Genomic DNA, 23,583 nt, shown 5'->3' on the forward strand with positions numbered 1-23,583 from the left:
CATGTTTATTTTAATAATCTCAGTCCGTTCAATATGACCAGAATCGTGCTCCCCTCATGCCCGATCACGCCAAACGGCAGTTCCATCACCTGCAGAAAGTTAGCGCAGATCAAAAGGCAGATGACCGAGAGCGAGAAAACAATATTCTGCTTAATAATCCGGTTCATTTTCCTTGAGAGTCTGCACATTTTCACAAGCTTGTGAAGATCATTTTTCATAAGGACTAAGTCAGCCGTTTCAAGAGCCACGTCCGTTCCCCCGCCCATCGCAATACCGACGTCAGCGGTTTTCAGAGCGGGCGCGTCATTAATGCCGTCTCCCACCATGGCGATTGTGCCGTACGTTTCTTTCAGCTTCTTCACTTCTTTTGCCTTTTGGTCCGGCAGACAATCGGCAACAACCGTCGTCATGCCCGCCTCTTTTGCAATGGCAGCCGCAGTTTCAGACTGATCGCCGGTGAGCATGGCTGTTTTAATGCCCAGTGATTCAAGCTCAGCCATCACGGCTTTGGCTTCAGGTCGGATTTGATCCTTTAAGGCGAAGCAGCCCGCAATCCGGTCATCTTTTTTAACAAAGACCAGTGTAAAGCCTTTATCCTTTAATTCTTTTCCCGATGTTTGCAAAAAAGCATCTGCCGCATCTTCACCTGCAAATCCCGCTTTTCCGACCATCCATTTGACGCCTTCTATTTCAGCCTGAACACCGAATCCGGACGTCTCGTCAATCGATAAATGTCCTGCGGGCGCGGCGCCCCGGCTTTCGGCGAATTCAGCTATCGCTTTTGCAAGCGGGTGGCTTGATTGCTTTTCTATCGCATACACCGCCTGCATGATCTCATCTTCACTCACATTTTCCGCAGCTTGAAATGCCGCGACTGCCGGCTGTCCCTTAGTGACCGTGCCGGTTTTGTCAAAAGCGATCATCCGTACGCTTCCCAGCTGCTCTAAAAACACACTTCCTTTAACCAATAATCCGTTGCGGGCCCCATTTGAGATAAGGGAAAGCGCAGCGGGCATAATAGAAGCGACAAGCGCGCACGGGGAGGCGACCACCATAAACACCATCGCCCGGTAAAAGGTTTCACTCCAGCTCCAGCCTAAAGCGAAATGAGGAACGAATAAAAGCAAAGCCACGGCTAACAGTACGCCTTTGACATAGACACTTTCGAACCGCTCAATAAATGCCTGAGCCGGTGACACGCTGTTTTGGGCTGATTCCACCAGCCGGATGATTTTTCTGAATAAAGACTGTTCATTTGTTTTCGTCACACGGACCGTTAAGGAGCCGTTTCCGTTTACCGTTCCTGTAAACACAGAATCTCCGGCTGTTTTTTCCGCCGGCATCGCTTCACCCGTAAGCGCCGATTCATCGAGGCTCGTCACGCCAGACTCAATGATCCCGTCTGCCGCTACGCGTTCGCCCGGCTTAATGACGATCATGTCACCGATCTTAAGTTCAGCAGCCGGCACCCGCTTTTCCCGTCCGTCCGCAAGCAGAGTCGCTTCCTCCGGTTCCAGTTTCATCAAAGAGGTTAAATCACGGCTGCTTTTATTCATCGTATATGTTTCGAGCGCGCCGCTTAACGAAAAAATAAAGATAAGAACAGCGCCTTCCGCCCAGTAACCGATCAGGGCGGAGCCGACAGCCGCAAAAATCATCAGCAGTTCCACATTTAACGCCTTCGTCTCAATGGTATCCTCAATTCCCTCTTTCGCTTTTGCAAATCCCCCGATCAGGAAGGCAAGGATATACAAAGTGACGGACAGGCCTTTTGTTTCGGTAAAAAACCAGGCCGCAAGAATAAGGACGCCGGATACGAGCGCCGCAATGAGTTCTGCATGCTGGAGCCACTTTTTTCCGGCCCGCTCTTCTTGTATGTGCTGTTGTGAATGGGTTTGTGTCATCACTTGTTCATTCATTATGAATTCTCCTCTCTAATTGAGAACGCAAATCATCTTCAATTCCCCGATAAAAGCAAAACAGCCGCCTGACAGGCAGCATTTTCACAGTGTTATCGCAGTGTTTTCTTTATTATAGCATGCCGGCGGAAGATTTCAATTATAATTGTTTTAATTTCTTTTTGATAATAATTATCATTAGTGTTTCTTCAGCTGTTCATTATATGCAAAAAAGGTGCGGGAGGAATTCCTCCCGCACCTTTTTATTTCTCTGACCATTCTTTTAATTGTGAGGCGGTCATCGGACCGACGATCTTTTTTTCGATTTCTCCTTTTTCATTCAGCAGAAATGACGTGGGAATCGTCATGACATCGTATTCCTTCATAAGCTCGCCTTTCGTGTCAAGAACAATCGGGAAAGTGAGATGGTGCTGACTGACAAAGTTTTGAACGGTATTTTTGTTTCGCTCGGCATTCATCAGATTTACCGTTACAAGGCTTACATCATCGGACTGATACTGTTCATAATACGTTTGGAACTGCGGCAGTTCTTTTTTGCACGGCGGACACCACGATGTCCAAAAATGCAATATCGTTTTCTGCCCTTTATTCGGAATCGATATCTCGTCTCCTTCAATCGTCTTCATCAGAAACACGGCGGGAACTGCCTGTTTTTCTGATGAGGCGTTTGCTTCAGGCATCCAGACGGCGGCAGCTATCAAAAGGACTGCACATACAATTAGGCGGTTTTTATGCATATGATCTTCCTTTCACGCGTTTCGGATAGCTTGCCCTTCCTTATTGAAATGTATCAGCCTTTTCAGCTTTCGATCCGGGGCGCTGTTCTTCCGCCGCCCGTCAAAAACACGGAGACACCGAGGTCTTTGCAGATCGTCGCGTAATGTAAACTTGTCAGAAGAATCATGCCGGTATTCATGCCGAGTATAATGCCGAGCATTTGCAATTCCGGCATAGAACCGAGCACATACATCATCGAAAGCCCTACAATGCTGCTCCATACGTTATGATAAAACGCCGTTTTCACGTGGCCGATGCCGATCAGACAGGCCTGAAGCGGCATCACAAACAGGTGAAAAAGAAAAAACGGCCACAAAAGCTGCAAATAATACTGCGCTTCCGGAGACTGAAAAAACAAATGGGTCAGCGGGCCCGCGAACTGAAACATGACCCAGACTGCCGGAATGCCGTAGCCGAATGTAATAAAAATCGCTTGTCTCAGCCGTTTCAGCACAATATCATATTGGGACAGCGCATACGCTTCTGAAATGCTGGGAATCATGACGACCATCAGCGAATGGGCGATAAATGCAGGAAACGAACCGATTGTCATCGCTACACCGGCAAGCATGCCGTATTGATCAATCGCGGCGGTCCCGGCTGCCCCGGACGCCAGCAGCGCTCCTTTCACTAAAAAGGGTTCAATGGCGTTTGTCACCGCATGAAATATACGAAGTCCCGTTGTCGGGATGGATACGGCCAGGAGGCGTTTCCGCACGTCTTTCCCGCGAAGATGAATGTGCTGATGGCCGGAAAGCGCCCTCCGCGCCAAAATAAACTGCGTATACAAGTAAACGAACACCACAACATCGCTTGCGACCAGCACAAATAACGAAATGAGCACGGCCATATCAATTTCAAAAGAGTACCATTGAAAAAAGATAAACAGACAAAGCACTTGAATGATTTTTTTCAAGACATTCGCAACCGCGATTTTTCCCATTTGCTGCACACCCATAAAATAACCTCTGGCGATGGATGTAAAAGCGACGACTGGAATCAGCCCGATGACAATCCCTTTAATAAACGGGTGATACGTATCGAATACAGGAATGAACGGCAGCGCGATGCTTGCGGCCGCGGTTGAAAACGCGGTAAAAACGGCGGTCATTCTGAAGGCATGCCGGAGCATGCTTTCATGCAGCTTCTGATTGGATTCCGCGATGAATTTTGAAATAGAGATCGGAAGCTCCAGACTGGCGATCACGATAATTAAAAAAATGGTGGGCAGGATGCTCATGTAAAGCCCCATCCCATGCTCGCCAAGCTCCCGCGCCAGTATCATATTCACGACAAATTCCAGACATTCCGCGAAAAAGGCGGCGATGGATAAAAGAATGATCCCTTTCACAAATCGATTCATGGTGTCTCTCCTTGTCTCTCGTTCTTCCATCATCATATGAGACAAGTTCTGAAAATATTTTCGATTTCTCAAAATTGAAAAAAGCATAGCCGGGATATTTTTGATCCCGCTATGCTTACATCGCAAATACGTGTCTGCCGATCCGTTCGATAATTTTTCGGGAACGGATCCAGTGGTCAGATGCCGTTTTCGGATTGTAGAAAAACAACGCGTTCGTTTCTCTGCCCGGATGGTCAAGCGCCTCATTTGCGGCGGCGACGGAATCCTTATCCGGCTTTTGATTAATGCTTCCGTTTGCTACCGGTTCAAATGCATTCCTTTGATAGATCACACCCCGAATGGTATCCGGGAAGCCGTTTTTTTCAGTGCGGTTCAGCACTACGCTGGCTACCGCAACCTTCCCTTTATAAGATTCACCTTTCGCTTCTGCGTGAACGAGACGTGCCAGAAGTTGTCTGTCAGCGCGGGAATACGTTTTTTTCGGCGGCTGATAAGCCGTCTCTTCCGGTTTTGCTTTCTTCTCTTGGTGAGATGACAGCTTTATCGGTTGGATAGAATGCTTATGATCCGTTTTTGAAAGCTTCGGAACCGAGCTTTTTTTATTTAAATCAGCAACCAGTGTGCTGGGTTCTTGCTTTGGCTTCTTCGCAAAAGTAAACAGAGCTTCTGTATGTTCAATTTTTGATGCAGGCATAAAACATAGAAAAAAGACAGCCAAGGCAGCAAATTTTGTCGTCATACGATTTCCTCCTTAAATACTTCACTACCTTAACAAGAGCTGTGCGCAAATTCACGGTTAAAGATTTTCCAGTGCTCCCAATCAGCTTTTATGATGGAAGAAGTTCGTTAACAGCCTTGTTATTGGCAGGAAAACAGCCGTCATTTTCACAACATTAACCAAATAGCAGTAAAAGTATCCATCGGAGGGATTTTACATTTTGTTTACATCTGTTACAGCCAGATGAAATGAGAAACTAAAAAACAAAAAAAAGACTCCTCAAGTGCGAGGAGCCGTCAGCTTCTTGGCTGTTCTAAATACTGGAATATAACATCCCCGCCCTGCTGGGCAATACCGCGGAAATGCTTAAAATCTTCCTGCTTCGACAAAACCGCTCGAAATGCAAGAAAATGTTCTTTCTGCACCCTGAATTCTTTGATTTCACCGGTGCGCATTTGGTTGATACGTTCTGAAATTTCCTCAGGCAGCAACGAATACAGCCTCCTTTTCTCGGCTTTTTCCCGAAAAACAATATACCATCTTTCCCCCGCCGGGACAATGATTGAGCGGGCTGATACCCATATCGCTTTACTTCTTAAAGAAAATACTGCAAAATATTTTCAAACAGGATTTATGATAAAGGAGAGGAAGCTCGTGAAAATTGCTAAGGTTGGAAACGTCATTGAATTTAAAAACGGATTAACCGGTATTGTTGAAAAAGTAAATGAAAACTCCGTCATCGTTGATGTAACCATCATGGATAATTATCGTGACCTTGAATTAGATTCCCTCACTGTCGTCAACCATAAGAATTATAAAATCATCAGAGACTCCTATTAAACCCCCCCGAACATCCGAACCATTTACATATCCCGCACAAAAGCTGCCGCCCGGCAGCTTTTTCAAATGAATTCAGATCTCGGTCATTTCTACATAAAAATCACCGGTCTCATCTTTATTGTAAAGATTTGTGACGGATGTATAGTAGTTGGTTATTTTACCGCGGAATTCAAGCCCGCGCTCGGGCGCCTTGATGTCAAATGTTTTTTCATACAAAAGGACGGCAATATCATGATACGTTTCAGAGGTCACCTTCAATACAAATGAAATCATGCGGCCGTTTTTGCCCGCACTTTCTTTACAATCATACATTTTCAGCCTTACACCGTTTAACTCTAACGGCTCCATAACGAACACTCCTTCTTTTTACAGGACATGCTATCATGCTGACCATTCCTTTACAATTGATCCGCTCCGAATGAGAAAAAACAGCGCAGGTCTTTACAAACATACGTTCCCTATTTTATAATAAAACAGACGAGCTGCCATCCAGCACCCGTCACGTATTGAAGCGGCGAGTACACTCCCCCCGGGTTTACTCGTCTTTTTCTTTTCTCCAAATGATCTCTCCTTTCCTTATAGAAGTTCTGTGCAAATATCATGCACCTTTTTGGCGGCGCGGCACAGACGAAAAATACCCCCGCTTAAAAGGCGGGGGTATTTAGGTTATATTCCGAGACCGTACTCCGTCTGAAAATTAACGGTTGTCAATCGTCTCCGGATACATATCATGATTCATCATCCGATGTTCGGCCATTTTTTCATATTTTGTTCCCGGTCTGCCGTAGTTTGTATACGGGTCAATGGAGATTCCGCCTCTTGGCGTGAATTTGCCCCATACTTCAATGCAGCGGGGGTTCATTTATTCGATCAAGTCATTCATGATGATGTTCATGCAATCCTCGTGGAAGAAAAGGCAGGTCAAAGTCTTGTCCCATAAGTACTTGCTCTAGACATTAATCATGAAGTCACACCAATTTCACACCTTACCAAACGATTGATTTTAACCTTTTTTGGGGACTATTTGTAATCTCTGCGCAGGGAAATTATACCTGTGCTAGCCCGCCATCTACGAACAATTCAACACCCGTCAAGTAACTGCTTTCGTCTGAAGCAAGGAAAGATACAGCGTTTGCTACTTCTTCAGGTGTCCCAACTTTTCCAGCTGGAACAGTATTTCTGCTATTTTCCATTACTTCTTCAAGTGCATCACCAAAAAGCTCATCGTAGGCAGGTGTAAGAATAGCTCCTGGACTAACCACATTTACACGGATTTCAGTACCTTTTAGGTCAAGAATCCAGTTGCGAACTAGTGCTCTTAATGCTGCTTTAGATGCTCCATATACACTAAACGCTGGGTTGCCAATTGATCCAGCAGTAGAGCCCGTTACAATAATAGAACCTGCTTTGTCCGGGAATAGTGATAACGCTTTTTGAACAGTAAAGATGGTTCCTTTAACGTTAATGTCGAACGTTCTATCAACCTGCTCTTCAGTAATTTCACCTAATGGAAGGAAGTTGCCGATGCCTGCATTAGCAAAAAGAATGTCCAACTTACCTTTTTCCTGCTTTATAATGTCATATAGTTTGTCTAAGTCTTCAAGCTTAGAAATATCACCTTGAACACCGGTTACGTTCTTGCCAATTTGGTTAACTGCTTTATCAAGTTCGTTTTGTCTGCGTCCCGTGATATAAACATATGCACCTTCGTTTACAAATTTTTGTGCTGCAGCAAGACCAATCCCACTTGTTCCACCCGTTACAAGCGCTATTTTACCTTCAAATTTACCCATACTTAACACTCCTTTAGAATTAATTTTATTTTATGTCTAGTACCTTTAAGTACTTGAAGAACAACTTACAAGATATAGTATCCTTCAGTAAGCACATTATCGGAAGTACCCACTTTTTTGTGATATAGTAACTAAAAAGTAATAAATGTGGAATGGAGAGCTTTAGACATGAAAAAATTTAGCTGCGGGTTTGAAGTGACAAAGGAAGTTATTGGCGGAAAATGGAAAGGGCTTGTATTATACTTTTTAATGAATGGACCAAAGAGAACGAGTGAATTAAAGCGCATTATCCCAAATATAACTCAGAAAATGCTGATTCAAACACTTAGAGAGCTTGAAGCCAGTGGACTTGTGAGCAGAAAGATGTATAATCAAGTACCGCCGAAGGTTGAATATTCATCCACTGAACTTGGAGAATCTCTTAAACCTATCTTGCAGGAGCTCTGTCAATGGGGAGGCCATTATGCGGAGCAAGAGTATGCAGAAGGTGAATATGAAATTGTACAACCAGAACAACTAAGTTAGGATTGATGTAGCTGCTGAAGTAAATGCTAAACAACTTCAATACCATCACCTAACAGATGAAGAACAGTCAGAAATAAATGAGATATTCAATTTTGAAAGTGAAGTTCTAATAAGAAGTGTCATCGACTATATTCAGGAGAACTTTGATGAAATTCAAAAAAGAGCTGTTTCAATTGTTAAAGAGAAGGTTCAGAAACTTAGCCAAAAAATAAATGAAGATATTGATAATCATATTTAATGCCTATGATCTCTAGATAGGCATTTTTTCTTTCGGATAAAAAAGAAAAGACGTACAAATTGTACGCCTTAATCTGCTTCTGTACTATCAATTTTTCACTGCATAAAAGTCACAGTTCAGGTTGCACCTCAGGTCAAACTTTTATTGAGCTTAGTGCGGGTCACACTCCGGTCACTTCGGGTCACAGTCGGGTCACAATTCCGCTAAAATCAGCACTGAATGTTCGGATTTTACTGTAACTCCACTTCGTTTCACACTCCGTATCACACAGCGGAATAATTACCGATTATCAATCGTCTCCGGATACATATCATGATTCATCATCCGATGTTCGGCCATTTTTTCATATTTTGTTCCCGGTCTGCCGTAGTTTGTATACGGGTCAATGGAGATTCCGCCTCTTGGCGTGAATTTGCCCCATACTTCGATATAACGCGGATCCATTAATTCGATCAAGTCATTCATGATGATGTTCATGCAGTCCTCGTGGAAATCTCCGTGGTTGCGGAAGCTGAAAAGATACAGCTTCAGCGATTTGCTTTCCACCATTTTTTCATCCGGAATATAGCTGATGTAGATGGTTGCGAAGTCCGGCTGTCCCGTTTTCGGGCAAAGCGACGTAAATTCCGGGCAGTTGAATTTTACGAAATAATCACGGTTCACGTGTTTATTCGGAAATGATTCCAAAACCTCCGGCGCATATTCAAATAAATAGTTTGTCCCTTGATTCCCCAGGAGCGTAACTCCTTCTAATTCTGATTCTTTTCTTGTCATATAAATCTCCCTTTCTATTAAACTCCCCGTTTATTGCCCCAAAGCAGCGTATGCAGCTGAGGCAGGACTCTGACGAGATTCAGATCCGAATCGGCTGAAACCTTATCAACGAGTGTTTCGTATTTTCCGAGCAGATGTGCGATTAATGCCCGGTCGTCCGTCGTATGGACATTATCGTTTCCGACCTGAAGATAAAACGGGATATTCGGATACCGCTTGTGCACGGTTTTCGCGAATTGCAGATCTTCATCATTAAAAATGACGACCTTTAAGCTGACCGCGTTAAGCCTTTCTGCCGCATCAAGCGAAGACACAATGTGATCGAGCTTTGCAAAATCGGTTGTCATCCCCGAACTTGGCGGCTTCGGTGAAATCGTCAGGTCGTTAATCATTGTGAACCAATCCTGATAGACCGTTCCCTGCGTTTCTAAAGCGGCGCGCACCCCGTGCTCTTTCAGCAGCAGAATCAGCGCGTCAAGCTGCTTTAACAGCGCCGGGTTTCCTCCTGAGATGGTGACATGGGAAAAGGCGTCTCCGCCGATTTCTCTCAGCTCGCGGTAAATGTCTTCCGCCGTCATCCAGCGGATATCTTTTTTGGCTGAGCCGTCCCATGTAAAAGCGGAGTCGCACCAGCTGCAGGAGTAGTCGCAGCCCGCCGTGCGGACAAACATGGTTTTCTGGCCGATAACCATGCCCTCCCCTTGTATCGTCGGTCCGAAAATTTCTAAAACCGGAATTCCTTTAGCCATTCCTATCACCTTTTTTCGGGCGGTATACGCAATAGCTTGTCGGGGTTTCCCTGACAAAAATCTGCACGCAGACCGGCTGATTCTCCAGTGTTTCGAGGTAGGACTGCACCTTATCGTAAATCGTTTTGGCCACGACCTCGGTCGTCGGCAGTGAATATCTGTCATCATCAGAAAATTCCTCATGGTCATTCAGCAATGTATGGTCATAAGCGCCGTGCACCAATTTCTTCAGCACGCTGAAATTCACGAGAAAGCCTGAATCGTCCAGTTCATCCCCCGCAACTGTAATATTTACTGTATACGTGTGCCCGTGGACTCTGCTGCACGCTCCGGCGCTTTCGCGGGGAATAAAGTGCGCGGCTGAAATGTGCATATCCTTATTCAACTCAAACGAATAAGGATGCTGAACCTGCGGGTAAATTTGAGAAAGCAATTAGTTCCGCTCTCCTTTCATTTTCATATATTCATCATATCCTTTATTGCGGAGCAGGCATGCCGGGCATTCGCCGCATCCGTCCGCAATGATGCCGTTATAGCAAGTCAGTGTGTTATTCTTTACAAAATCAAGCGCGCCGAGCTCATCCGCAAGTTTCCACGTTTCCGCTTTGTTCAGCCACATAAGCGGCGTATGAATGACGAACGGCTTTTCCATCGCCAAGTTGACGGTGACGTTGCAGGATTTGACAAACTCGTCACGGCAGTCCGGGTAGCCGCTGAAATCAGTCTCGCAAACACCGGTGATAATGTGGCGCGCGCCGATTTGATATGCAAGAATCGATGCAAAGGATAAAAATACAAGGTTTCGTCCCGGCACAAAGGTTGTCGGCAGTTCCCCGTCCTTCGCTTCAATTTCGATATCATCTCTTGTCAGCGCATTCGGCGCGAGCTGATTTAAAAGAGACATATCAAGCAAGTGATTTTTGACACCGAGCTTTTCGGCAATCGATTTTGCCACATCGATTTCTTCTTGGTGACGCTGATTATAATGGAATGTAACGGTTTCCACTTCTTCAAAGTTTTGCAAAGCCCATAATAAACAAGTCGTGCTGTCTTGGCCTCCGCTGAACACCACAACTGCTTTTTCTTTTTTCATGTCTTTCTCTCCCTTATCTATCATTCCATAAAAAAAGCGCCTTTTTCGGAGAAGGCGCCCTAAAAAAACATAAAAAAACCGTATCCAAGGATACAGCTCGTCCTTAGTTTTTTATAGAGGGTGTAGCTAGAACCTCTCCCGCATACATACGGATTTTCTTCTTTTTTCACTTTCGCTATCATACCATAATGTTGTTTCCCGTGACAATAAAAAAACAGCCTGAACCTGTGTCAGGCTGCAAAAGCGGGATTAGGCCCCGCGTTTTTTCCCCGGAAATACCATCAGCGCAATCCCGATCAGAACAAATAAAGCAGGCCAGAAAACAGAAACCGGAATGATCGGCTGATTCGTCATCATAAAGCAAAGTGCTGTCAAGGTCAGCACCGCAACCGGGATGAGCAGCGCCTTCTCTTTCCCGCCGAACAGCCACAGCTCAAATAAACCGAATGCCGTTGCAAGCAGGTAAACAGGCCATGTCACACCGGAGTAGGACCAATTGGTTGCCGTTTCAAAGACAAACAAGATCCCCGTAATCAACAAGATGCCGCCCGGTACGAGAAGTCCCGCGTTTTTGACAGGTTTCGGGCCAAAAATCGGAATGTGAAAAGCGGCGCCCAGCAAAAGAATGAGAGCGGGCCAGCCGCGTTCGCTGATGACTTCATTTGCATTGGTGAATATGCCGAAAATGCCCGCGGCGCACAGAACCGCAGCAGCAGTCAAAAGCCCTCTTTGCCTTCTGCCGAACAGCCAGGCTTCAAACAGGCCGAACGCAACGGCAAAGAGGTAGACAGGCGATGTCACATTTGCGTATGTCCAATCCGTCAGCGTTTCAAACCATAACAAGCCGCCCGTCACAAGCAAAATGCCGCCCGGAATAAGAAGGCCCGATCTTTTTTTCGGCTGCATAAAGGCAGCGGCGTGAAACAAAAGCGCGGCTGCGATGATCAAAAGCGGCCACAGCCCCGGCATCAGCATACCGGCAAAGCATAGTGCTCCCACGGCAGTCAGGATGAAAGCAGGAATCAATACACCTAACTTCCTCCCGCCGAAATACCACAGCTCAAACAGACCGAGAGCAGGCGCCCATATATAAACAGGCCACGTCACGCCTGAATACGTCCATCCCGTTGCGGTCTCAAAACAAAACAGGCAGCCCAGCACAAGAAACATACCGCCCGGAACGAGCAGTCCCGCCTGTTCAGTCGTTTTTTTCGCAAAAATAAATCCGGCGTGAAATCCTGCGGACATTATAATGAAAAGAAACGGCCACGCCGAACCTGCGGATATATGTATAACTCCCGCCTTCTGTAAAAAAAATACAATGCCGATACAAATAAAAATAAATCCCAATAATACACGTCGATCCTTCATCTCTTACTCCTCCCCATCATTTCCCAATTCATTATACAGAAATGGCAGGAAAAAAGAAGGGGAATTCCCAAAAAATACAGACATTTTCCTTATATCCTTATTTTTCTTTCGGGATTTTTTTGCAAATCAATGCGCCGATGAAAGCGAGGCTCACATACCCAAACACCGGATAAACGGTGGAAATCAGCTGCCCGTAACCGATTTGGCTGATAATGAAAGCAAACGCCAAAATGCCGCCGTAAATATATGTACTTTTTATACGAAGAAAACTGTTTAATTGTTTTTCCAATCCGTATAAATTGCCGATAACCGACGTAAACACTTCCCCGAAAATAATAAACAAATAAATGATATGAAGCGAACGCGAATACGAATAGACGACTTGAGCCATCGGAATGTCAAACTCCAGCACATCCGGCAGCACCGATAATGATAAGAAGCTCGCGGCAAGCACCAGTGTCAACAGAACGCCGCCTAAATAAGCTCCCCTTCTGATCACCTTCTCTGAAGACATTTCGTTCGCAAGCGGCACAAGGACGGCTTGGGCGAGCGATAAATTTAACGCGCCGTAAGAGACGGCGGACAAAAGCCAGTTCCACTTGTCAGGCCATACCCATTCGTCCGCGTTTCTCGTGCTTGTAAATACAAATGAATCAGCTGTCACGATAAAAGAGAAAGAAATTAAAAGCGGCACAACCAATATATTGACGCCGACCACACCTTTAACACCGCTTGTCATGACGGCAAAGCTCAGTACGATCGTCAGAAGGATCCCCGCTTGTGCGGACCATCCAAGCTGTTCATGAAACAGCGCCCCAGCTCCGGACAGCATGACAGAGGTCACTCCCAGCAATATAAACATCATAAACATGTTCACGGCGCGGCCGATGGACTGGCCGAATAAATATGTGTTCAATTCCTGATAAGATGCTGCATGAATCCGTTTGGAAATGATCATGATTTTGGCGCCTAAATATGTAAACATCAGACCGCTTACCACGATACCGAACAGACCGATCCAGCCGAACTTCAGAAAAAACTCAACGATTTCCCGTCCCGTGGCAAAACCGGCTCCTACAACCGTGCCTACGTATACAAATGCAAGCTGACTTGCAGAACCTTTTGTTTGTCCCATTTCACCCTCCGGCTAAGCGCAGATTTGTCCAGGCCTTTATATATGCTTATGAGACAAGTCTCCCGAAAAGACGAACAAATCGTCCTTCCCCGGAGAAAACAGATTCAGCTCTCTCCTCTAAGCAAAAATATTGAAAGAAAAAAAGGGCCGGCGTATACTCTTCATCAAGAAAGGTCAAATCATTCCATTTCCTTTCTGACTATATTGGTCAAAAATAATCAAACCTCACGAATATCACTTATCATGCTGTAAACATTTATTTTTCGGGGTTTGAAACAAAATACTTGAAAGTCAAAGAAGGTCAGAGTATACTAATAATCAAAGAAGGTCAAAGTTTCGGCCTTATTTTCTAATCCATTTGGTCAAAGATGATCAAACATTTTTCGAGGAGGTTTTGGCAAATGCGTTGTCAACATTGTCAGAAAAACGAGGCGACGATTCGCCTGAACATGCAAGTCAATTCCATTCAAAAACAATTCGTTTTATGTGAAACATGTTATACAGAATTAACCCGAAAACCGTCTATGAGCATGGGGCCGCAATCATTCGGATTCCCGTTTGAGCAAGGTTTCGCTCCCAATCAAAATAAACAGCAGTCCGGCCCTGAAAAAGGCCTGCTCGACGAGCTCGCTCAAAACGTCACAAACGGCGCAAAAGCAGGTCTGATTGACCCTGTGATCGGCCGCGATAATGAAGTGGCGCGCGTAATTGAAATTTTGAACCGCCGGAATAAAAACAATCCGGTGCTGATCGGTGAGCCGGGCGTCGGTAAAACGGCTATTGCAGAAGGCCTCGCGCTTAAAATCGCTGAAGGCGATGTGCCGAACAAATTGAAAAACAAAGAGCTTTACCTGCTTGACGTCGCTTCTCTCGTCGCCAATACAGGGATCAGAGGCCAGTTTGAAGAAAGAATGAAACAATTAATGAACGAATTAAAAGAACGGAAAAACGTCATCTTATTCATTGATGAGATTCATCTTCTTGTAGGCGCCGGCTCTGCCGAGGGATCAATGGATGCCGGGAACATCCTGAAACCGGCGCTTGCCAGAGGCGAGCTGCAGGTCATCGGGGCGACAACGCTGAAAGAGTACCGCCAGATTGAAAAAGATGCGGCGCTTGAAAGACGCTTCCAGCCCGTCATGGTTCACGAGCCTACAATAGAACAAGCCATCAGCATTCTGGAAGGCATTAAAGATAAATATGAGAAATACCACGGCGTCACATTCAGCAATGAAGCGATAAACGCCTGTGTTACGCTTTCATCCCGTTACATTCAGGACCGCCGCCTGCCGGATAAAGCGATCGACTTATTAGATGAAGCCGGCTCTAAGGCGAACCTGGAGCTTGATACCGTAAATGAAGAAGATGCGGCTGAGAGACTCAAAGCAATTGACGCGGAGAAAACAAAAGCGCTTCATGAAGAAAATTATGAGCTTGCCGCGAAACTGCGTGATGAAGAAGCGGCTTTGGAAAAGCAGCTGGCGCATGAAACACCGGCCTCTTCACCTGAAATCGGTGCGGAGCATATTCAAGCCATCGTTGAACAGAAAACAGGCATTCCGGTCGGAAAACTCCAGGCTGATGAACAAGTCAAAATGAAGGAACTTGAAGAGCATCTTCATCAGCGTGTCATCGGTCAGGAAAAAGCCGTGAAAAAAGTGGCAAAAGCGGTCAGACGAAGCCGCGCCGGCTTAAAATCCAAAAACAGACCTGTCGGCTCCTTCCTCTTTGTCGGACCGACCGGAGTCGGAAAAACCGAGTTATCAAAGACACTCGCAGATGAACTGTTCGGTACAAAAGATTCCATTATCCGTCTCGATATGAGTGAATACATGGAAAAACACGCCGTATCAAAAATCATCGGTTCACCGCCGGGATATGTCGGACACGATGAAGCCGGTCAATTAACGGAAAAAGTGCGCCGCAATCCGTACAGCATCGTGCTGCTCGATGAGATTGAAAAAGCCCACCCTGATGTCCAGCATATGTTTCTGCAGATTATGGAGGACGGCCGTCTGACAGACAGCCAGGGCAGAACGGTCAGCTTCAAAGATACCGTTTTGATTATGACAAGCAACGCTGGAACCGGCGAAAAACAGGTGAAAGTCGGATTCCAATCTGAAGAGAGCGTCCTGGAAGAACAAACGCTGATTGATTCACTGAGCGCGTTCTTCAAACCGGAGTTTTTAAACCGGTTTGACAGCATTATTGAATTCCAATCCCTGAAAAAAGAACATCTCGTGAAAATCGTCAGCCTGCTTCTCACAGAGCTTGAAGACACATTAAAAGAGCGCGGCATCAGCCTGAGCGTCACCGATGATGCGAAAGAAAAAATCGCTGAAATCGGCTACCACCCCGCTTTCGGAGCACGCCCGCTCAGAAGAACCATCCAAGAATTGATCGAGGACGAAATGACAGATCTCTTATTGGATGACAACGAAATAAAAGCCTTCCATGTCGTAATGGAAGAGGACGGCATCAAAGTCCGGGCACAATAAGAAAAAAGCGGTCCCCTCCTTTCGGGGAGCCGCTTTTTTGTTTCTTTCTCCATGCCGGAAGGGAGAAACTGTGAAGAATTCGGGAACAATTTCTCAATCACCCTAAAGTTCCATGCACTGCCACCGATATTAACCATAGAAAGCTAGTATAAAGGATTTGGTGAAAACTATGGATAAAACATCGATTATCGGTATCATCCTCGCCTTGATTGCTTTAAGCGTGGGCATGGTGCTGAAAGGGGTCAGCTTAAGCGCACTCGCTAACCCGGCAGCTATTCTGATTATTTTGTTCGGTACGATTTCTGCGGTGATCATCGCATTCCCCGGAAAAGAAATCAAAAAAGTGCCTGCCCTTTTTAAAGTGCTGTTTAAAGAAAACAAACAGCTGACAATTGCGCAATTAATTCCTATGTTCTCTCAATGGGCGCAAATCGCCAGACGTGAAGGTCTGCTCGCATTGGAAGCAAGCATTGAAGACGTGGATGACGCATTTTTGAAAAACGGCCTGAGCATGGCGGTTGACGGACAAAGCGCAGAATTTATCAGAGATATTATGACTGAGGAAGTTGAAGCGATGGAAGACAGACACCAGGCCGGCGCAGCCATCTTTACACAAGCCGGCACATATGCGCCGACACTCGGCGTTTTGGGTGCGGTCATCGGCCTTATCGCCGCTCTTTCCAACATGAACAACACCGAGGCGCTCGGACATGCCATCAGTGCGGCGTTTGTCGCCACCCTTCTCGGGATTTTCACAGGATATGTACTATGGCATCCCTTCGCCAACAAACTGAAACGCAAATCAAAACAGGAAGTCAAACTGCGTGAAATCATGATCGAAGGCGTTCTGTCAGTGCTTGAAGGACAGGCTCCGAAAGTGATCGAACAAAAACTTCTCATGTATCTTCCTGCGAATGAACGCGCAAAAGTCGCTGAACAAGAAGGAGAGGCAAACAATGGCGAGAAAAAAGAAGAAGAAGCATGATGACGAGCATGTGGATGAGTCTTGGCTGATCCCGTACGCGGATTTGCTCACCCTTCTTTTGGCTCTGTTCATTGTATTGTTCGCCATGAGCTCGGTCGATGCGGCGAAATTCCAAATGCTGTCTAAATCATTTAACGCCGTGTTTACCGGAGGCACGGGTGTTCTTGAATATTCAAGCCTCACCCCTCCTGAAAACGAAAAAGACGGCGTTGATCAGTTAAAAAAAGACAAGGAAAAAGATAAAGAACAGAAAAAGAAAGAAAGAGAAGCAGCCGACCGCGAAGAACTTGAAGGCGTGCAAAAGCAAGTCAATCAATTTATAAAAAATAAAAAGCTTGAAACTCAGCTTGAAACAAAGCTGACTAAAGAAGGACTCTTAATTACGATTAAAGACAGTATCTTTTTTGATTCCGGACGGGCGGATATCCGTCAGGAAGATATTCCGCTTGCCAAGGAAATCTCGAATCTCCTTGTGCTGAATCCGCCGAGGAACATTATCATCAGCGGACATACGGACAATGTACCGATTAAAAACTCACAATATCAATCTAACTGGCATTTAAGCGTCATGCGGGCCGTCAACTTCATGGCTATTCTGACAGAAAACCCGAAACTTGACGCAAAAGTTTTCAGCGCCAAAGGTTTCGGAGAGTATAAACCGGCCGTGTCGAACAAAACCGCTGAAGGGCGCAGCAAAAACAGGCGCGTCGAGGTATTGATACAGCCTAGAAACGCCGCGACTGACCAAAATCAGTAATATAAAAAAGGAAGCCTTTCAAATGGCTTCCTTTTTTATTTCTGATGAAAATGTTTAGCGTTTAATCCCACTCTTTTCAGCATTTCCGTACACATTTCTATCTCTTCATCACTCAGCACACTGATCATTTCTTTAATTTCTTCAGCATGATCAGGGAAAATATCGTCCAAAAGACGGATTCCCTTTTCGGAAATCTGTGCGAAAGTCACTCTTCTGTCAGTCGGCGAAGCTTTTCTGATGAGAAGTTCTTTTTTCTCTAATTTGTCAACAACGTATGTAATACTTCCGCTCGCTAATAAAATTTTGTCGCCGATCTGCTGAAGCGGCTGGTTGCCTTTGTGGTACAGCAGCTCAAGCACCGCAAATTCCGTCGGGTTCAGGCCGTGCTTATGAATATGTTTATTCATATGGTCGTTAATAGATCGGTACGCACGTGACAGTACAATAAATAATTTCAATGAGTTTTCTGTTTTATCCGTCATACATTCAATCATCCTTTTACAAAAGAAACCGTTACAGAGAAACATTAATAAACAAAATGAAAAATGTCAACAAAAATGTTTCCAAAATTTCTCTTCTTTTTGTCTGACCTTAATAAAATAATTTGTTTTTCTATCATTTTGGTTATTTTTTCTTATTAAAGAAGTATAAAAATGATATAATACCTCTATTCAAGTGTAATGTTGGAGCGATGCAGAGTGAATACATTTAAAGGTGCCCGGGGAAAGATCAAGCTTTATCTCATATTGGTGATCATCCCGGCACTTATTATCAGCTTTTTCATTTATGAAAAAGAAAAGCAGAAAATAGCCGATAAACACATACAGGAAGCCAGTATGATGCTCAACCTTCACCGCAATAAGCTCAATTATTTAATCGGTGAAACAAAAGCCCGGATGACAACACTTGCGATCGCTGTCGATAAGCCTGTCAATGAAGAAAAGATCATTGACATTCTCGATCAGGCTTTTGAGGATGAACCCAGATTCAGCGGTCTGTATATGCTGAATTCCAAAGGTGATGTCATCGCAAGCACAACTGATCTGAAATCAAAGGTGAATTTGGCCGACAGACCGTATTTTACGAAGGCGAAAAAGACGAAAAAAACGGTCATCACAAATGACTACTCCAGCAGAATTACAGGCCAGCGCATCTTCACGATCTGCGTGCCGGTGTTAGACGCAAAACGGGAAGTCACGGATTATTTAGTAGCCGCCATACAAGTCGATTATTTGAGAAATATGATCAATATGCTGAGCCCTGACGTTTATGTCAAGGCAACCAATCAGAATAAAGTGATATTTGCCAGCGGACGGGCTGATCAATCAGAAGGTGTGAAACCGGTTAGCGGCTATCTGGATGATATTAATTGGAATATCAATGTTTATCCGAAACCGGTTGAGCTGAATGAGCTGACCAAAAGCGTGCTGCTGCCGATGTCCAGTATTGCCGTGCTGCTGAATATTCTGTTCATCCTCGTTCAATATTATCTGCTTAAGCGCAAGACCCAGCTGGAGCGCGCTCAAAATGAAGCGCAGAAATTGGAGCTGATCGGAACGCTTGCCGCCAGCACCGCCCATGAAATCCGCAACCCGCTTACAGGGATCAGCGGCTTCATTCAGCTTTTGCAGAAAAAATACAAATCGGAGGAAGATCAGCTGTATTTCTCAATTATTGAGCAGGAGATTAAACGGATCAATCAGATTGTCAGTGAGTTTTTAGTGCTTGGAAAACCCACTGCTGAACGGTTGGAAGTGAACTCGCTGCAGGATATTCTTGATGAGATTATGCCGATTATTTATTCTGAAGGGAATCTGTATAATGTGGAAGTGAATGTGGAGATTCTCGTCAATCGGCCGCTCAAGGTCAACTGCACGAAAGACCATATTAAACAGGTGATTTTAAATGTCGCGAAAAACGCGCTGGAATCCATGCAGGAAGGCGGCCGGCTGTCCATCTATTTAGAAGCCCGCGATCATAAAGCAGTCATTAAGGTGGCCGACAACGGAATGGGCATTTCTGAAGATATGCTTGAGCACATTTTTCTTCCGTTTGTAACGTCAAAGGAAAAAGGCACCGGCCTCGGCCTTGTCGTATGTAAACGAATCATGCTGATGTACGGCGGTTCGATTGACATTCAAAGCGAAGTCGATAAGGGCACAGAGGTCACCATTGCCCTCCCTGCCGCTTCTCGATGAAAAAAACACCCTGGATCGGGGTGTTTTTTATTTAAAGAAGAATATGTGTAAGAGGATATACCAGAGGAACGGCATCATAGCCGGCAGATAGTACGAGGCGCTTCGTGAGCCGTGCCAGCGGAAAAATCTGCTGACTGTACGCGGTCATCTTTCGGATGCGGCGCTTGATCAGGAAGCGCATTCAGTCTTCGTTATCTGTTTTATCATCAATCATTTGTTTGCTTCATATGCAGGCATGACGTCACCGCGGGAGAACAAGCCTATTTTCTTCACAAGGCCCTGTATTCCTTGGTGATGTGTACGATCACGGTTTACCAGCTGCTGATACGCGTTCATCAGACAGTCCAGTTCCTGGCTGTGCCTGATCGTGTCATATCCTGTAAACCCTTGCCTGTTAGCCGCATCTATCATCATTTTTCTTTTTTTATCAATAGATACAAGCAATTTTTCTTGTTCAGAATAACTGCCCATTCACTTCACCCCTCACCGCTAAAAGAATAGGAAACAAGTTTGATTGGGTTATTGAGCATTATTACAGATTATACTTTATTTGTAAACATTTTTTTACTAAATAACTTATTTTTTCATTTCATATTGGAATCTTTAGCATGAATACGAGAATAATACCCATTCGGGTAATGATATAAACAGAATGCGGCATATTCAGGAATTAAAAAACAGACACAGCTGACTTTATATTACAATAAAAAACCTCTCATGCCGGTGGGTGCATGAGAGGTTCGGGCGTCTATCAGTTTTGCACACTTTCATTTTCGTAAATCGGCACCCAGCCCTCAGTCGTCACAAAGATTCGGATTGCGACGACCCGGCGGTCTTCCTGAAGCGTAAAGTAGTGGCGGATGTTCTCCGGAACTGAAATCAAATCTCCCGGATTTAAACGGACGTCGAAAAATGTGCCGTCTTTGCCTTGAATGACGAAGATGCCGTGTCCGCTGACGATAAAGCGGACTTCATCATCCGTGTGGTGATGTTCTCTTTGGAAATTTTTTAATAATTCATCAAGGTTCGGCGTGGTATCTGATAAAGAAATGACATCCTGAGACTGATATCCGCGACGGGCTGAAATGTCCTGAATCTCCGTGTCAAACGCCGCGAGAATCCGTTCTTTTTCATCCTCGGTTAGATCGTATTTTTCCGAAAGCTCAGACGGAAGTTTTTCAATGTTCCACTGCTCATAGATCACCTCTTGTTCATCTAAGAAGCGCGCTACTTCTTCCTGATGTTCAATGATCATATTTTTTTCGTCATGAATTCTGATGGTCGCCATTTGCTATTCCTCCTTTTATTTTACCAGCTGCGGACGAAGTGACAGAAGCTTGAGGTGACAGCTGAATAAAAATTCATAGGCTTCCAGCACCCTTTTCGCTTCAAATGCGGTCCGCCCCCATGCCGTAATGCCGTGATTGCGGATTAACACCGCGCCTGAGCCGGCGTCCGCATGGTGCGCGAAATTTTCGGCCAATGCCGGGATGTGCGCCGGATTGTCAATGATCGGAACGGTCACGGACGCGTTTTCCTCCCATAATCCGAGCGCCTTAATCATCTCCTGCCCCTGAAAAGTGATTTGTTTTTCATCCCCGTAAAGCTCTGAGATGACATTATTATTGACGGTATGGACATGCAGACAGCAGCCTGCGTCTGTCTTTTGGTATAAGTAAGTATGGAGAAGCGTTTCCGCTGAAGGTTTTAAAGAATGGCCGGTCTCAGCGGGCTTCCCGTACTCATCGATTAAGAGAAAATCTTCGTCTGTTTCTTTTCGTTTGTCTTTTCCGCTCGCCGTAACGAGAAAAGTCAGCGGCCCGTCGGATACTTTGATGGAAAGATTCCCGCTCGTTGCCGGGAACCAGTCTCTTTCGGCCAGCTCGCGCTTTACCTCAGCAAGTTCGCGCCAGCGTTCTTCTTTTGCAGCCATGCCTGCACCTCCCCGATGTTTTCAATGCCTGTTTTCACCTCATGAAAATCTTGAAAAGGCAGATGCCGGAGGCCGAGTTCTTTGCATTCAGTCAAAAGATAATCTCTCGCAAAACACATATCGGATAACTTTGCAGCCTCGACATCCGTGACCGAATCACCGATCATAACGAGAAATTTCTGCTGATCGGATAGCTTCCGGATGACTGACGGTTTGCAGCAGCCGCATTGATTGGTGCAGTCTCCGTCACAGGCGTGCGGCCAGTCTATATGAATATATTCATTGTCAAAGGATGCATGATTGCAGAAAATCCGCTCCTTTTCTACGATCCCTTCCAAAAGCGGATGCACAAAAAAGTCCATTCCTCCGCTTACGATATAAAACGGGAGGTCGTTTGAGCGGACAAACGAGACAAAATCAAAAAAGCCGTCCCGTATTTTCGCATCCTTCAGGATAAAGCCGGTCAGTTCTTCTTTTAAGCTGCTCGGCAGCAGTCCGAACATCCGTCCGACTCCTTCTTGGATTGATATGCTTTTAGACAGAACACCGTCTTTTAATTCAAGCCACTCAGGAGGCGCGAATTCTTTCATCATGCTGACAATGTTGTCGTTCATGGTGACCGTTCCGTCGAAATCACAAATAATCAGCGGTGTGCGGGTCATACGGCTTCCACCCTTCCCCATTTGTCTAATGCGAGCTGAAGATCTTTGCACGACGCGGCTTTTTCTTCAATCGGCTGCGCTTCAAGCACCGCATCAATGACGGCGCGGAACGCTTTTCCGCCACCCTCGGCTCCTTTCGGGTGGCCGTGAATGCCTCCGCCGGCATTGATGATGTGATCGATGCCGAAATCGCGCATCAATAATGGCACCATACCGGGATGAATGCCTGCTGACGGGACGGCAAACGACGGATGAAAGACATCGTCTTTTACACATTCATCATGGATTGCAAGCGCGGACTCCTTCGGAAGAGCAACGGTTCCGTAAGGTGACGGAAATAAACTGAAATCAGCGCCGCAATAGCGGTTCAGCTTGCCGAGCAAAAGCGCATGCGACAAGCCGTAAACGGGAGATGATGTGAACGCGCCGCTGACTGCCGGATGCGCCATGATCGGAAGCGGGATTTCCCTGTCTTCAGCAAGGCTCTGCATCACATCTAAACCGTAAGCGAACACATTCAATAAAAGCGCGTCCGCCCCGAGTTCTGCCGCGCGCCTCGCTTTATCCCGCAATTCGGCGGTCCTTCCCGTAAGGTTTACGGCATACAGCGTTTTATGCCCCGTCTCCTCCCGGGTTTCCTTCAGGACTTGTTTTCCTTCGATAATGCGGGTTTCAAACGGAGCCAGTTCATTTTCAAAGAAAATTTCGTCATCTTTAATAAGATCCACGCCGCCGAGCGCCTGCTGTCTGAGCTGTTCTTTAATGTCGGCGAGATCCCGTCCGATCACGCCTTTAAATATGCTCATCAGAAGCGGTCTTTCAAATTCGCCCAGCAGTTTGCGGATGCCGTATATACCGAATTTCGGCCCGGGAAGGGAGCGTTTAAACCCTTCGGAAAATTCAAGATCAGTCAATTTTATTTTTCCGTCCAGTGACAGCTTTCCGAATACCGTCGTCAGGACGGCCGGAATATCTCTTGAAAAGTTCGCCTCAGGATAGGCGATGGTGATGACGGATTGTGTTTCGTTTTCTGAGGTTCCTTCTTTCTCCCCAACTTTTACGACCCGCCCTTTATGTTTTCTGAGCTGTTCCTGCTTCACCAGGGGCAGGTCAGTCCAGGAGCCTACCGTCAGCCCCGCCGCAATCTGTTCCGCCCGCTTTTCACTGTCCGTTGTGTCTGTCAGAAGATATGTTGCCAATAATTCGCTCATGCGTGAACGCCTCTCTTTCTTTCGCAAAACATAAAAAAACCTCT

Annotated in this window: 25 protein-coding genes, 1 pseudogene and 1 riboswitch; of the genes and pseudogenes, 6 read left to right on the forward strand and 20 right to left on the reverse strand. The window is 45.6% G+C overall.

The window, feature by feature from the left end; all coding sequences use genetic code 11:
* Positions 1-5: 5 nt before the first annotated feature.
* The 5 genes from AR442_RS12605 to AR442_RS12625 all read right to left on the reverse strand — a co-directional run bounded on the left by AR442_RS12605 (position 6) and on the right by AR442_RS12625 (position 5,268).
* Positions 6-1,919, reverse strand: coding sequence for a heavy metal translocating P-type ATPase (locus AR442_RS12605; protein WP_014417593.1), 1,914 nt, complete (start codon positions 1,917-1,919; stop codon positions 6-8).
* A gap of 242 nt (positions 1,920-2,161) precedes the next feature.
* Positions 2,162-2,656 carry an endospore biogenesis thiol-disulfide oxidoreductase StoA gene (gene stoA, locus AR442_RS12610; protein WP_014417592.1) on the reverse strand — a complete coding sequence of 165 codons (495 nt, stop codon included), beginning with the start codon at positions 2,654-2,656 and terminating at the stop codon, positions 2,162-2,164.
* A gap of 62 nt (positions 2,657-2,718) precedes the next feature.
* Complete coding sequence (locus AR442_RS12615; protein WP_003154663.1) at positions 2,719-4,059, reverse strand: polysaccharide biosynthesis protein; 1,341 nt, start codon at positions 4,057-4,059, stop codon at positions 2,719-2,721.
* Positions 4,060-4,174: 115 nt separating this feature from the next.
* Positions 4,175-4,798: a cell wall hydrolase gene (locus AR442_RS12620; RefSeq protein WP_014417591.1), complete on the reverse strand. Its 624-nt coding sequence runs from the start codon at positions 4,796-4,798 to the stop codon at positions 4,175-4,177.
* Between the two features lie 275 nt (positions 4,799-5,073).
* On the reverse strand, positions 5,074-5,268 hold the full coding sequence (locus tag AR442_RS12625) for a hypothetical protein (RefSeq protein ID WP_014304905.1): 195 nt from the start codon (positions 5,266-5,268) through the stop codon (positions 5,074-5,076).
* Between the two features lie 163 nt (positions 5,269-5,431).
* On the opposite strand from AR442_RS12625, the gene AR442_RS12630 reads away from it, so the two are divergent.
* Positions 5,432-5,617, forward strand: a complete 186-nt coding sequence (locus AR442_RS12630; RefSeq protein WP_003154669.1) for a YkvS family protein — start codon at positions 5,432-5,434, stop codon at positions 5,615-5,617.
* Between the two features lie 72 nt (positions 5,618-5,689).
* On the opposite strand, the gene AR442_RS12635 is transcribed toward AR442_RS12630, so the two are convergent.
* From AR442_RS12635 to AR442_RS12645, 3 genes and pseudogenes are all read right to left on the reverse strand, one after another.
* The gene (locus AR442_RS12635) at positions 5,690-5,965 is read right to left on the reverse strand and encodes a DUF3219 family protein (RefSeq protein WP_014417589.1); all 276 of its coding nucleotides are present in this window, start codon (positions 5,963-5,965) and stop codon (positions 5,690-5,692) included.
* 349 nt (positions 5,966-6,314) lie between these two features.
* Positions 6,315-6,527 (reverse strand): annotated as a pseudogene (locus AR442_RS12640) (tunnelling fold family protein); the annotation flags it as partial.
* 136 nt (positions 6,528-6,663) lie between these two features.
* Complete coding sequence (locus tag AR442_RS12645) at positions 6,664-7,410, reverse strand: SDR family NAD(P)-dependent oxidoreductase (protein WP_014417587.1); 747 nt, start codon at positions 7,408-7,410, stop codon at positions 6,664-6,666.
* A 168-nt stretch (positions 7,411-7,578) separates the two neighbouring features.
* On the opposite strand from AR442_RS12645, the gene AR442_RS12650 reads away from it, so the two are divergent.
* On the forward strand, positions 7,579-7,935 hold the full coding sequence (locus AR442_RS12650) for a winged helix-turn-helix transcriptional regulator (RefSeq protein WP_014417586.1): 357 nt from the start codon (positions 7,579-7,581) through the stop codon (positions 7,933-7,935).
* A 517-nt stretch (positions 7,936-8,452) separates the two neighbouring features.
* Here the strand turns inward: AR442_RS12650 and queF are convergent.
* From queF to AR442_RS12680, 6 genes are all read right to left on the reverse strand, one after another.
* Entirely contained in the window at positions 8,453-8,947 is a 495-nt protein-coding gene (queF, locus tag AR442_RS12655; protein ID WP_003154673.1) for a preQ(1) synthase, read from the reverse strand.
* 17 nt (positions 8,948-8,964) lie between these two features.
* Positions 8,965-9,696, reverse strand: a complete 732-nt coding sequence (gene queE, locus AR442_RS12660) for a 7-carboxy-7-deazaguanine synthase QueE (RefSeq protein ID WP_003154676.1) — start codon at positions 9,694-9,696, stop codon at positions 8,965-8,967.
* Positions 9,689-10,129 (reverse strand): 6-carboxytetrahydropterin synthase QueD, encoded by a 441-nt coding sequence (gene queD / locus AR442_RS12665; protein ID WP_014417585.1) that lies wholly within the window; start codon positions 10,127-10,129, stop codon positions 9,689-9,691. The genes queE and queD overlap by 8 nt, the downstream gene beginning before the upstream one ends.
* Positions 10,130-10,789 carry a 7-cyano-7-deazaguanine synthase QueC gene (gene queC / locus AR442_RS12670; protein WP_003154679.1) on the reverse strand — a complete coding sequence of 220 codons (660 nt, stop codon included), beginning with the start codon at positions 10,787-10,789 and terminating at the stop codon, positions 10,130-10,132. It abuts the gene before it with no gap.
* 97 nt (positions 10,790-10,886) lie between these two features.
* Positions 10,887-10,931: riboswitch (PreQ1 riboswitch) on the reverse strand.
* Between the two features lie 107 nt (positions 10,932-11,038).
* Entirely contained in the window at positions 11,039-12,160 is a 1,122-nt protein-coding gene (locus tag AR442_RS12675; protein WP_053285010.1) for a hypothetical protein, read from the reverse strand.
* A 97-nt stretch (positions 12,161-12,257) separates the two neighbouring features.
* Positions 12,258-13,295 (reverse strand): YkvI family membrane protein, encoded by a 1,038-nt coding sequence (locus tag AR442_RS12680; protein WP_021493779.1) that lies wholly within the window; start codon positions 13,293-13,295, stop codon positions 12,258-12,260.
* A gap of 401 nt (positions 13,296-13,696) precedes the next feature.
* Between AR442_RS12680 and clpE the strand changes: the two genes are divergently transcribed.
* From clpE to motB, 3 genes are all read left to right on the forward strand, one after another.
* Positions 13,697-15,793, forward strand: coding sequence for an ATP-dependent protease ATP-binding subunit ClpE (gene clpE, locus AR442_RS12685; protein ID WP_053285011.1), 2,097 nt, complete (start codon positions 13,697-13,699; stop codon positions 15,791-15,793).
* A gap of 169 nt (positions 15,794-15,962) precedes the next feature.
* Positions 15,963-16,778, forward strand: a complete 816-nt coding sequence (gene motA, locus AR442_RS12690) for a flagellar motor stator protein MotA (RefSeq protein ID WP_007408461.1) — start codon at positions 15,963-15,965, stop codon at positions 16,776-16,778.
* Entirely contained in the window at positions 16,750-17,535 is a 786-nt protein-coding gene (motB, locus tag AR442_RS12695; RefSeq protein ID WP_017417652.1) for a flagellar motor protein MotB, read from the forward strand. The genes motA and motB overlap by 29 nt, the downstream gene beginning before the upstream one ends.
* A gap of 35 nt (positions 17,536-17,570) precedes the next feature.
* On the opposite strand, the gene mhqR is transcribed toward motB, so the two are convergent.
* Positions 17,571-18,017 carry a MarR family transcriptional regulator MhqR gene (mhqR, locus tag AR442_RS12700; RefSeq protein ID WP_003154686.1) on the reverse strand — a complete coding sequence of 149 codons (447 nt, stop codon included), beginning with the start codon at positions 18,015-18,017 and terminating at the stop codon, positions 17,571-17,573.
* Between the two features lie 198 nt (positions 18,018-18,215).
* Here mhqR and AR442_RS12705 point away from each other — a divergent pair, with 198 nt between their 5' ends.
* Entirely contained in the window at positions 18,216-19,733 is a 1,518-nt protein-coding gene (locus AR442_RS12705) for a sporulation kinase KinD (protein WP_029974827.1), read from the forward strand.
* A gap of 210 nt (positions 19,734-19,943) precedes the next feature.
* Here the strand turns inward: AR442_RS12705 and spo0E are convergent, their stop codons facing one another.
* The 5 genes from spo0E to mtnW form a co-directional block, all read right to left on the reverse strand.
* Positions 19,944-20,204 carry an aspartyl-phosphate phosphatase Spo0E gene (spo0E, locus tag AR442_RS12710; RefSeq protein ID WP_003154690.1) on the reverse strand — a complete coding sequence of 87 codons (261 nt, stop codon included), beginning with the start codon at positions 20,202-20,204 and terminating at the stop codon, positions 19,944-19,946.
* Positions 20,205-20,484: 280 nt separating this feature from the next.
* A complete protein-coding gene (locus AR442_RS12715) occupies positions 20,485-21,021 on the reverse strand; it encodes a 1,2-dihydroxy-3-keto-5-methylthiopentene dioxygenase (protein ID WP_021493782.1) in 537 nt (178 codons plus the stop codon).
* Positions 21,022-21,036: 15 nt separating this feature from the next.
* Positions 21,037-21,666, reverse strand: coding sequence for a methylthioribulose 1-phosphate dehydratase (locus AR442_RS12720; RefSeq protein WP_014417578.1), 630 nt, complete (start codon positions 21,664-21,666; stop codon positions 21,037-21,039).
* Positions 21,624-22,328, reverse strand: a complete 705-nt coding sequence (mtnX, locus tag AR442_RS12725) for a 2-hydroxy-3-keto-5-methylthiopentenyl-1-phosphate phosphatase (RefSeq protein WP_014721075.1) — start codon at positions 22,326-22,328, stop codon at positions 21,624-21,626. Before mtnX ends, AR442_RS12720 begins: the two co-directional genes overlap by 43 nt.
* Positions 22,325-23,539 carry a 2,3-diketo-5-methylthiopentyl-1-phosphate enolase gene (gene mtnW, locus AR442_RS12730; protein ID WP_014721074.1) on the reverse strand — a complete coding sequence of 405 codons (1,215 nt, stop codon included), beginning with the start codon at positions 23,537-23,539 and terminating at the stop codon, positions 22,325-22,327. Before mtnW ends, mtnX begins: the two co-directional genes overlap by 4 nt.
* Positions 23,540-23,583 lie beyond the last annotated feature (44 nt).

Origin of the sequence: Bacillus velezensis (genome assembly GCF_001461825.1) — a bacterium.
Taxonomy (GTDB): Bacteria; Bacillota; Bacilli; order Bacillales; family Bacillaceae; genus Bacillus; species Bacillus velezensis.

Excerpts from the sequence above, each read along its gene's own strand:
- mtnX (WP_014721075.1), bottom strand. The coding sequence starts at position 22,328 with ATGACCCGCACACCGCTGATTATTTGTGATTTCGACGGAACGGTCACC.
- AR442_RS12720 (WP_014417578.1), bottom strand. The coding sequence starts at position 21,666 with ATGGCTGCAAAAGAAGAACGCTGGCGCGAACTTGCTGAGGTAAAGCGC.
- queC (WP_003154679.1), bottom strand. The coding sequence starts at position 10,789 with ATGAAAAAAGAAAAAGCAGTTGTGGTGTTCAGCGGAGGCCAAGACAGC.
- clpE (WP_053285011.1), top strand. The coding sequence starts at position 13,697 with ATGCGTTGTCAACATTGTCAGAAAAACGAGGCGACGATTCGCCTGAAC.
- AR442_RS12650 (WP_014417586.1), top strand. The coding sequence starts at position 7,579 with ATGAAAAAATTTAGCTGCGGGTTTGAAGTGACAAAGGAAGTTATTGGC.
- mhqR (WP_003154686.1), bottom strand. The coding sequence starts at position 18,017 with ATGACGGATAAAACAGAAAACTCATTGAAATTATTTATTGTACTGTCA.
- queE (WP_003154676.1), bottom strand. The coding sequence starts at position 9,696 with ATGGCTAAAGGAATTCCGGTTTTAGAAATTTTCGGACCGACGATACAA.
- AR442_RS12615 (WP_003154663.1), bottom strand. The coding sequence starts at position 4,059 with ATGAATCGATTTGTGAAAGGGATCATTCTTTTATCCATCGCCGCCTTT.
- motB (WP_017417652.1), top strand. The coding sequence starts at position 16,750 with ATGGCGAGAAAAAAGAAGAAGAAGCATGATGACGAGCATGTGGATGAG.
- AR442_RS12635 (WP_014417589.1), bottom strand. The coding sequence starts at position 5,965 with ATGGAGCCGTTAGAGTTAAACGGTGTAAGGCTGAAAATGTATGATTGT.
- stoA (WP_014417592.1), bottom strand. The coding sequence starts at position 2,656 with ATGCATAAAAACCGCCTAATTGTATGTGCAGTCCTTTTGATAGCTGCC.
- AR442_RS12605 (WP_014417593.1), bottom strand. The coding sequence starts at position 1,919 with ATGAATGAACAAGTGATGACACAAACCCATTCACAACAGCACATACAA.
- motA (WP_007408461.1), top strand. The coding sequence starts at position 15,963 with ATGGATAAAACATCGATTATCGGTATCATCCTCGCCTTGATTGCTTTA.
- AR442_RS12675 (WP_053285010.1), bottom strand. The coding sequence starts at position 12,160 with ATGAAGGATCGACGTGTATTATTGGGATTTATTTTTATTTGTATCGGC.
- AR442_RS12645 (WP_014417587.1), bottom strand. The coding sequence starts at position 7,410 with ATGGGTAAATTTGAAGGTAAAATAGCGCTTGTAACGGGTGGAACAAGT.
- mtnW (WP_014721074.1), bottom strand. The coding sequence starts at position 23,539 with ATGAGCGAATTATTGGCAACATATCTTCTGACAGACACAACGGACAGT.
- AR442_RS12680 (WP_021493779.1), bottom strand. The coding sequence starts at position 13,295 with ATGGGACAAACAAAAGGTTCTGCAAGTCAGCTTGCATTTGTATACGTA.
- spo0E (WP_003154690.1), bottom strand. The coding sequence starts at position 20,204 with ATGGGCAGTTATTCTGAACAAGAAAAATTGCTTGTATCTATTGATAAA.
- AR442_RS12715 (WP_021493782.1), bottom strand. The coding sequence starts at position 21,021 with ATGGCGACCATCAGAATTCATGACGAAAAAAATATGATCATTGAACAT.
- AR442_RS12620 (WP_014417591.1), bottom strand. The coding sequence starts at position 4,798 with ATGACGACAAAATTTGCTGCCTTGGCTGTCTTTTTTCTATGTTTTATG.
- queF (WP_003154673.1), bottom strand. The coding sequence starts at position 8,947 with ATGACAAGAAAAGAATCAGAATTAGAAGGAGTTACGCTCCTGGGGAAT.
- AR442_RS12705 (WP_029974827.1), top strand. The coding sequence starts at position 18,216 with ATGTTGGAGCGATGCAGAGTGAATACATTTAAAGGTGCCCGGGGAAAG.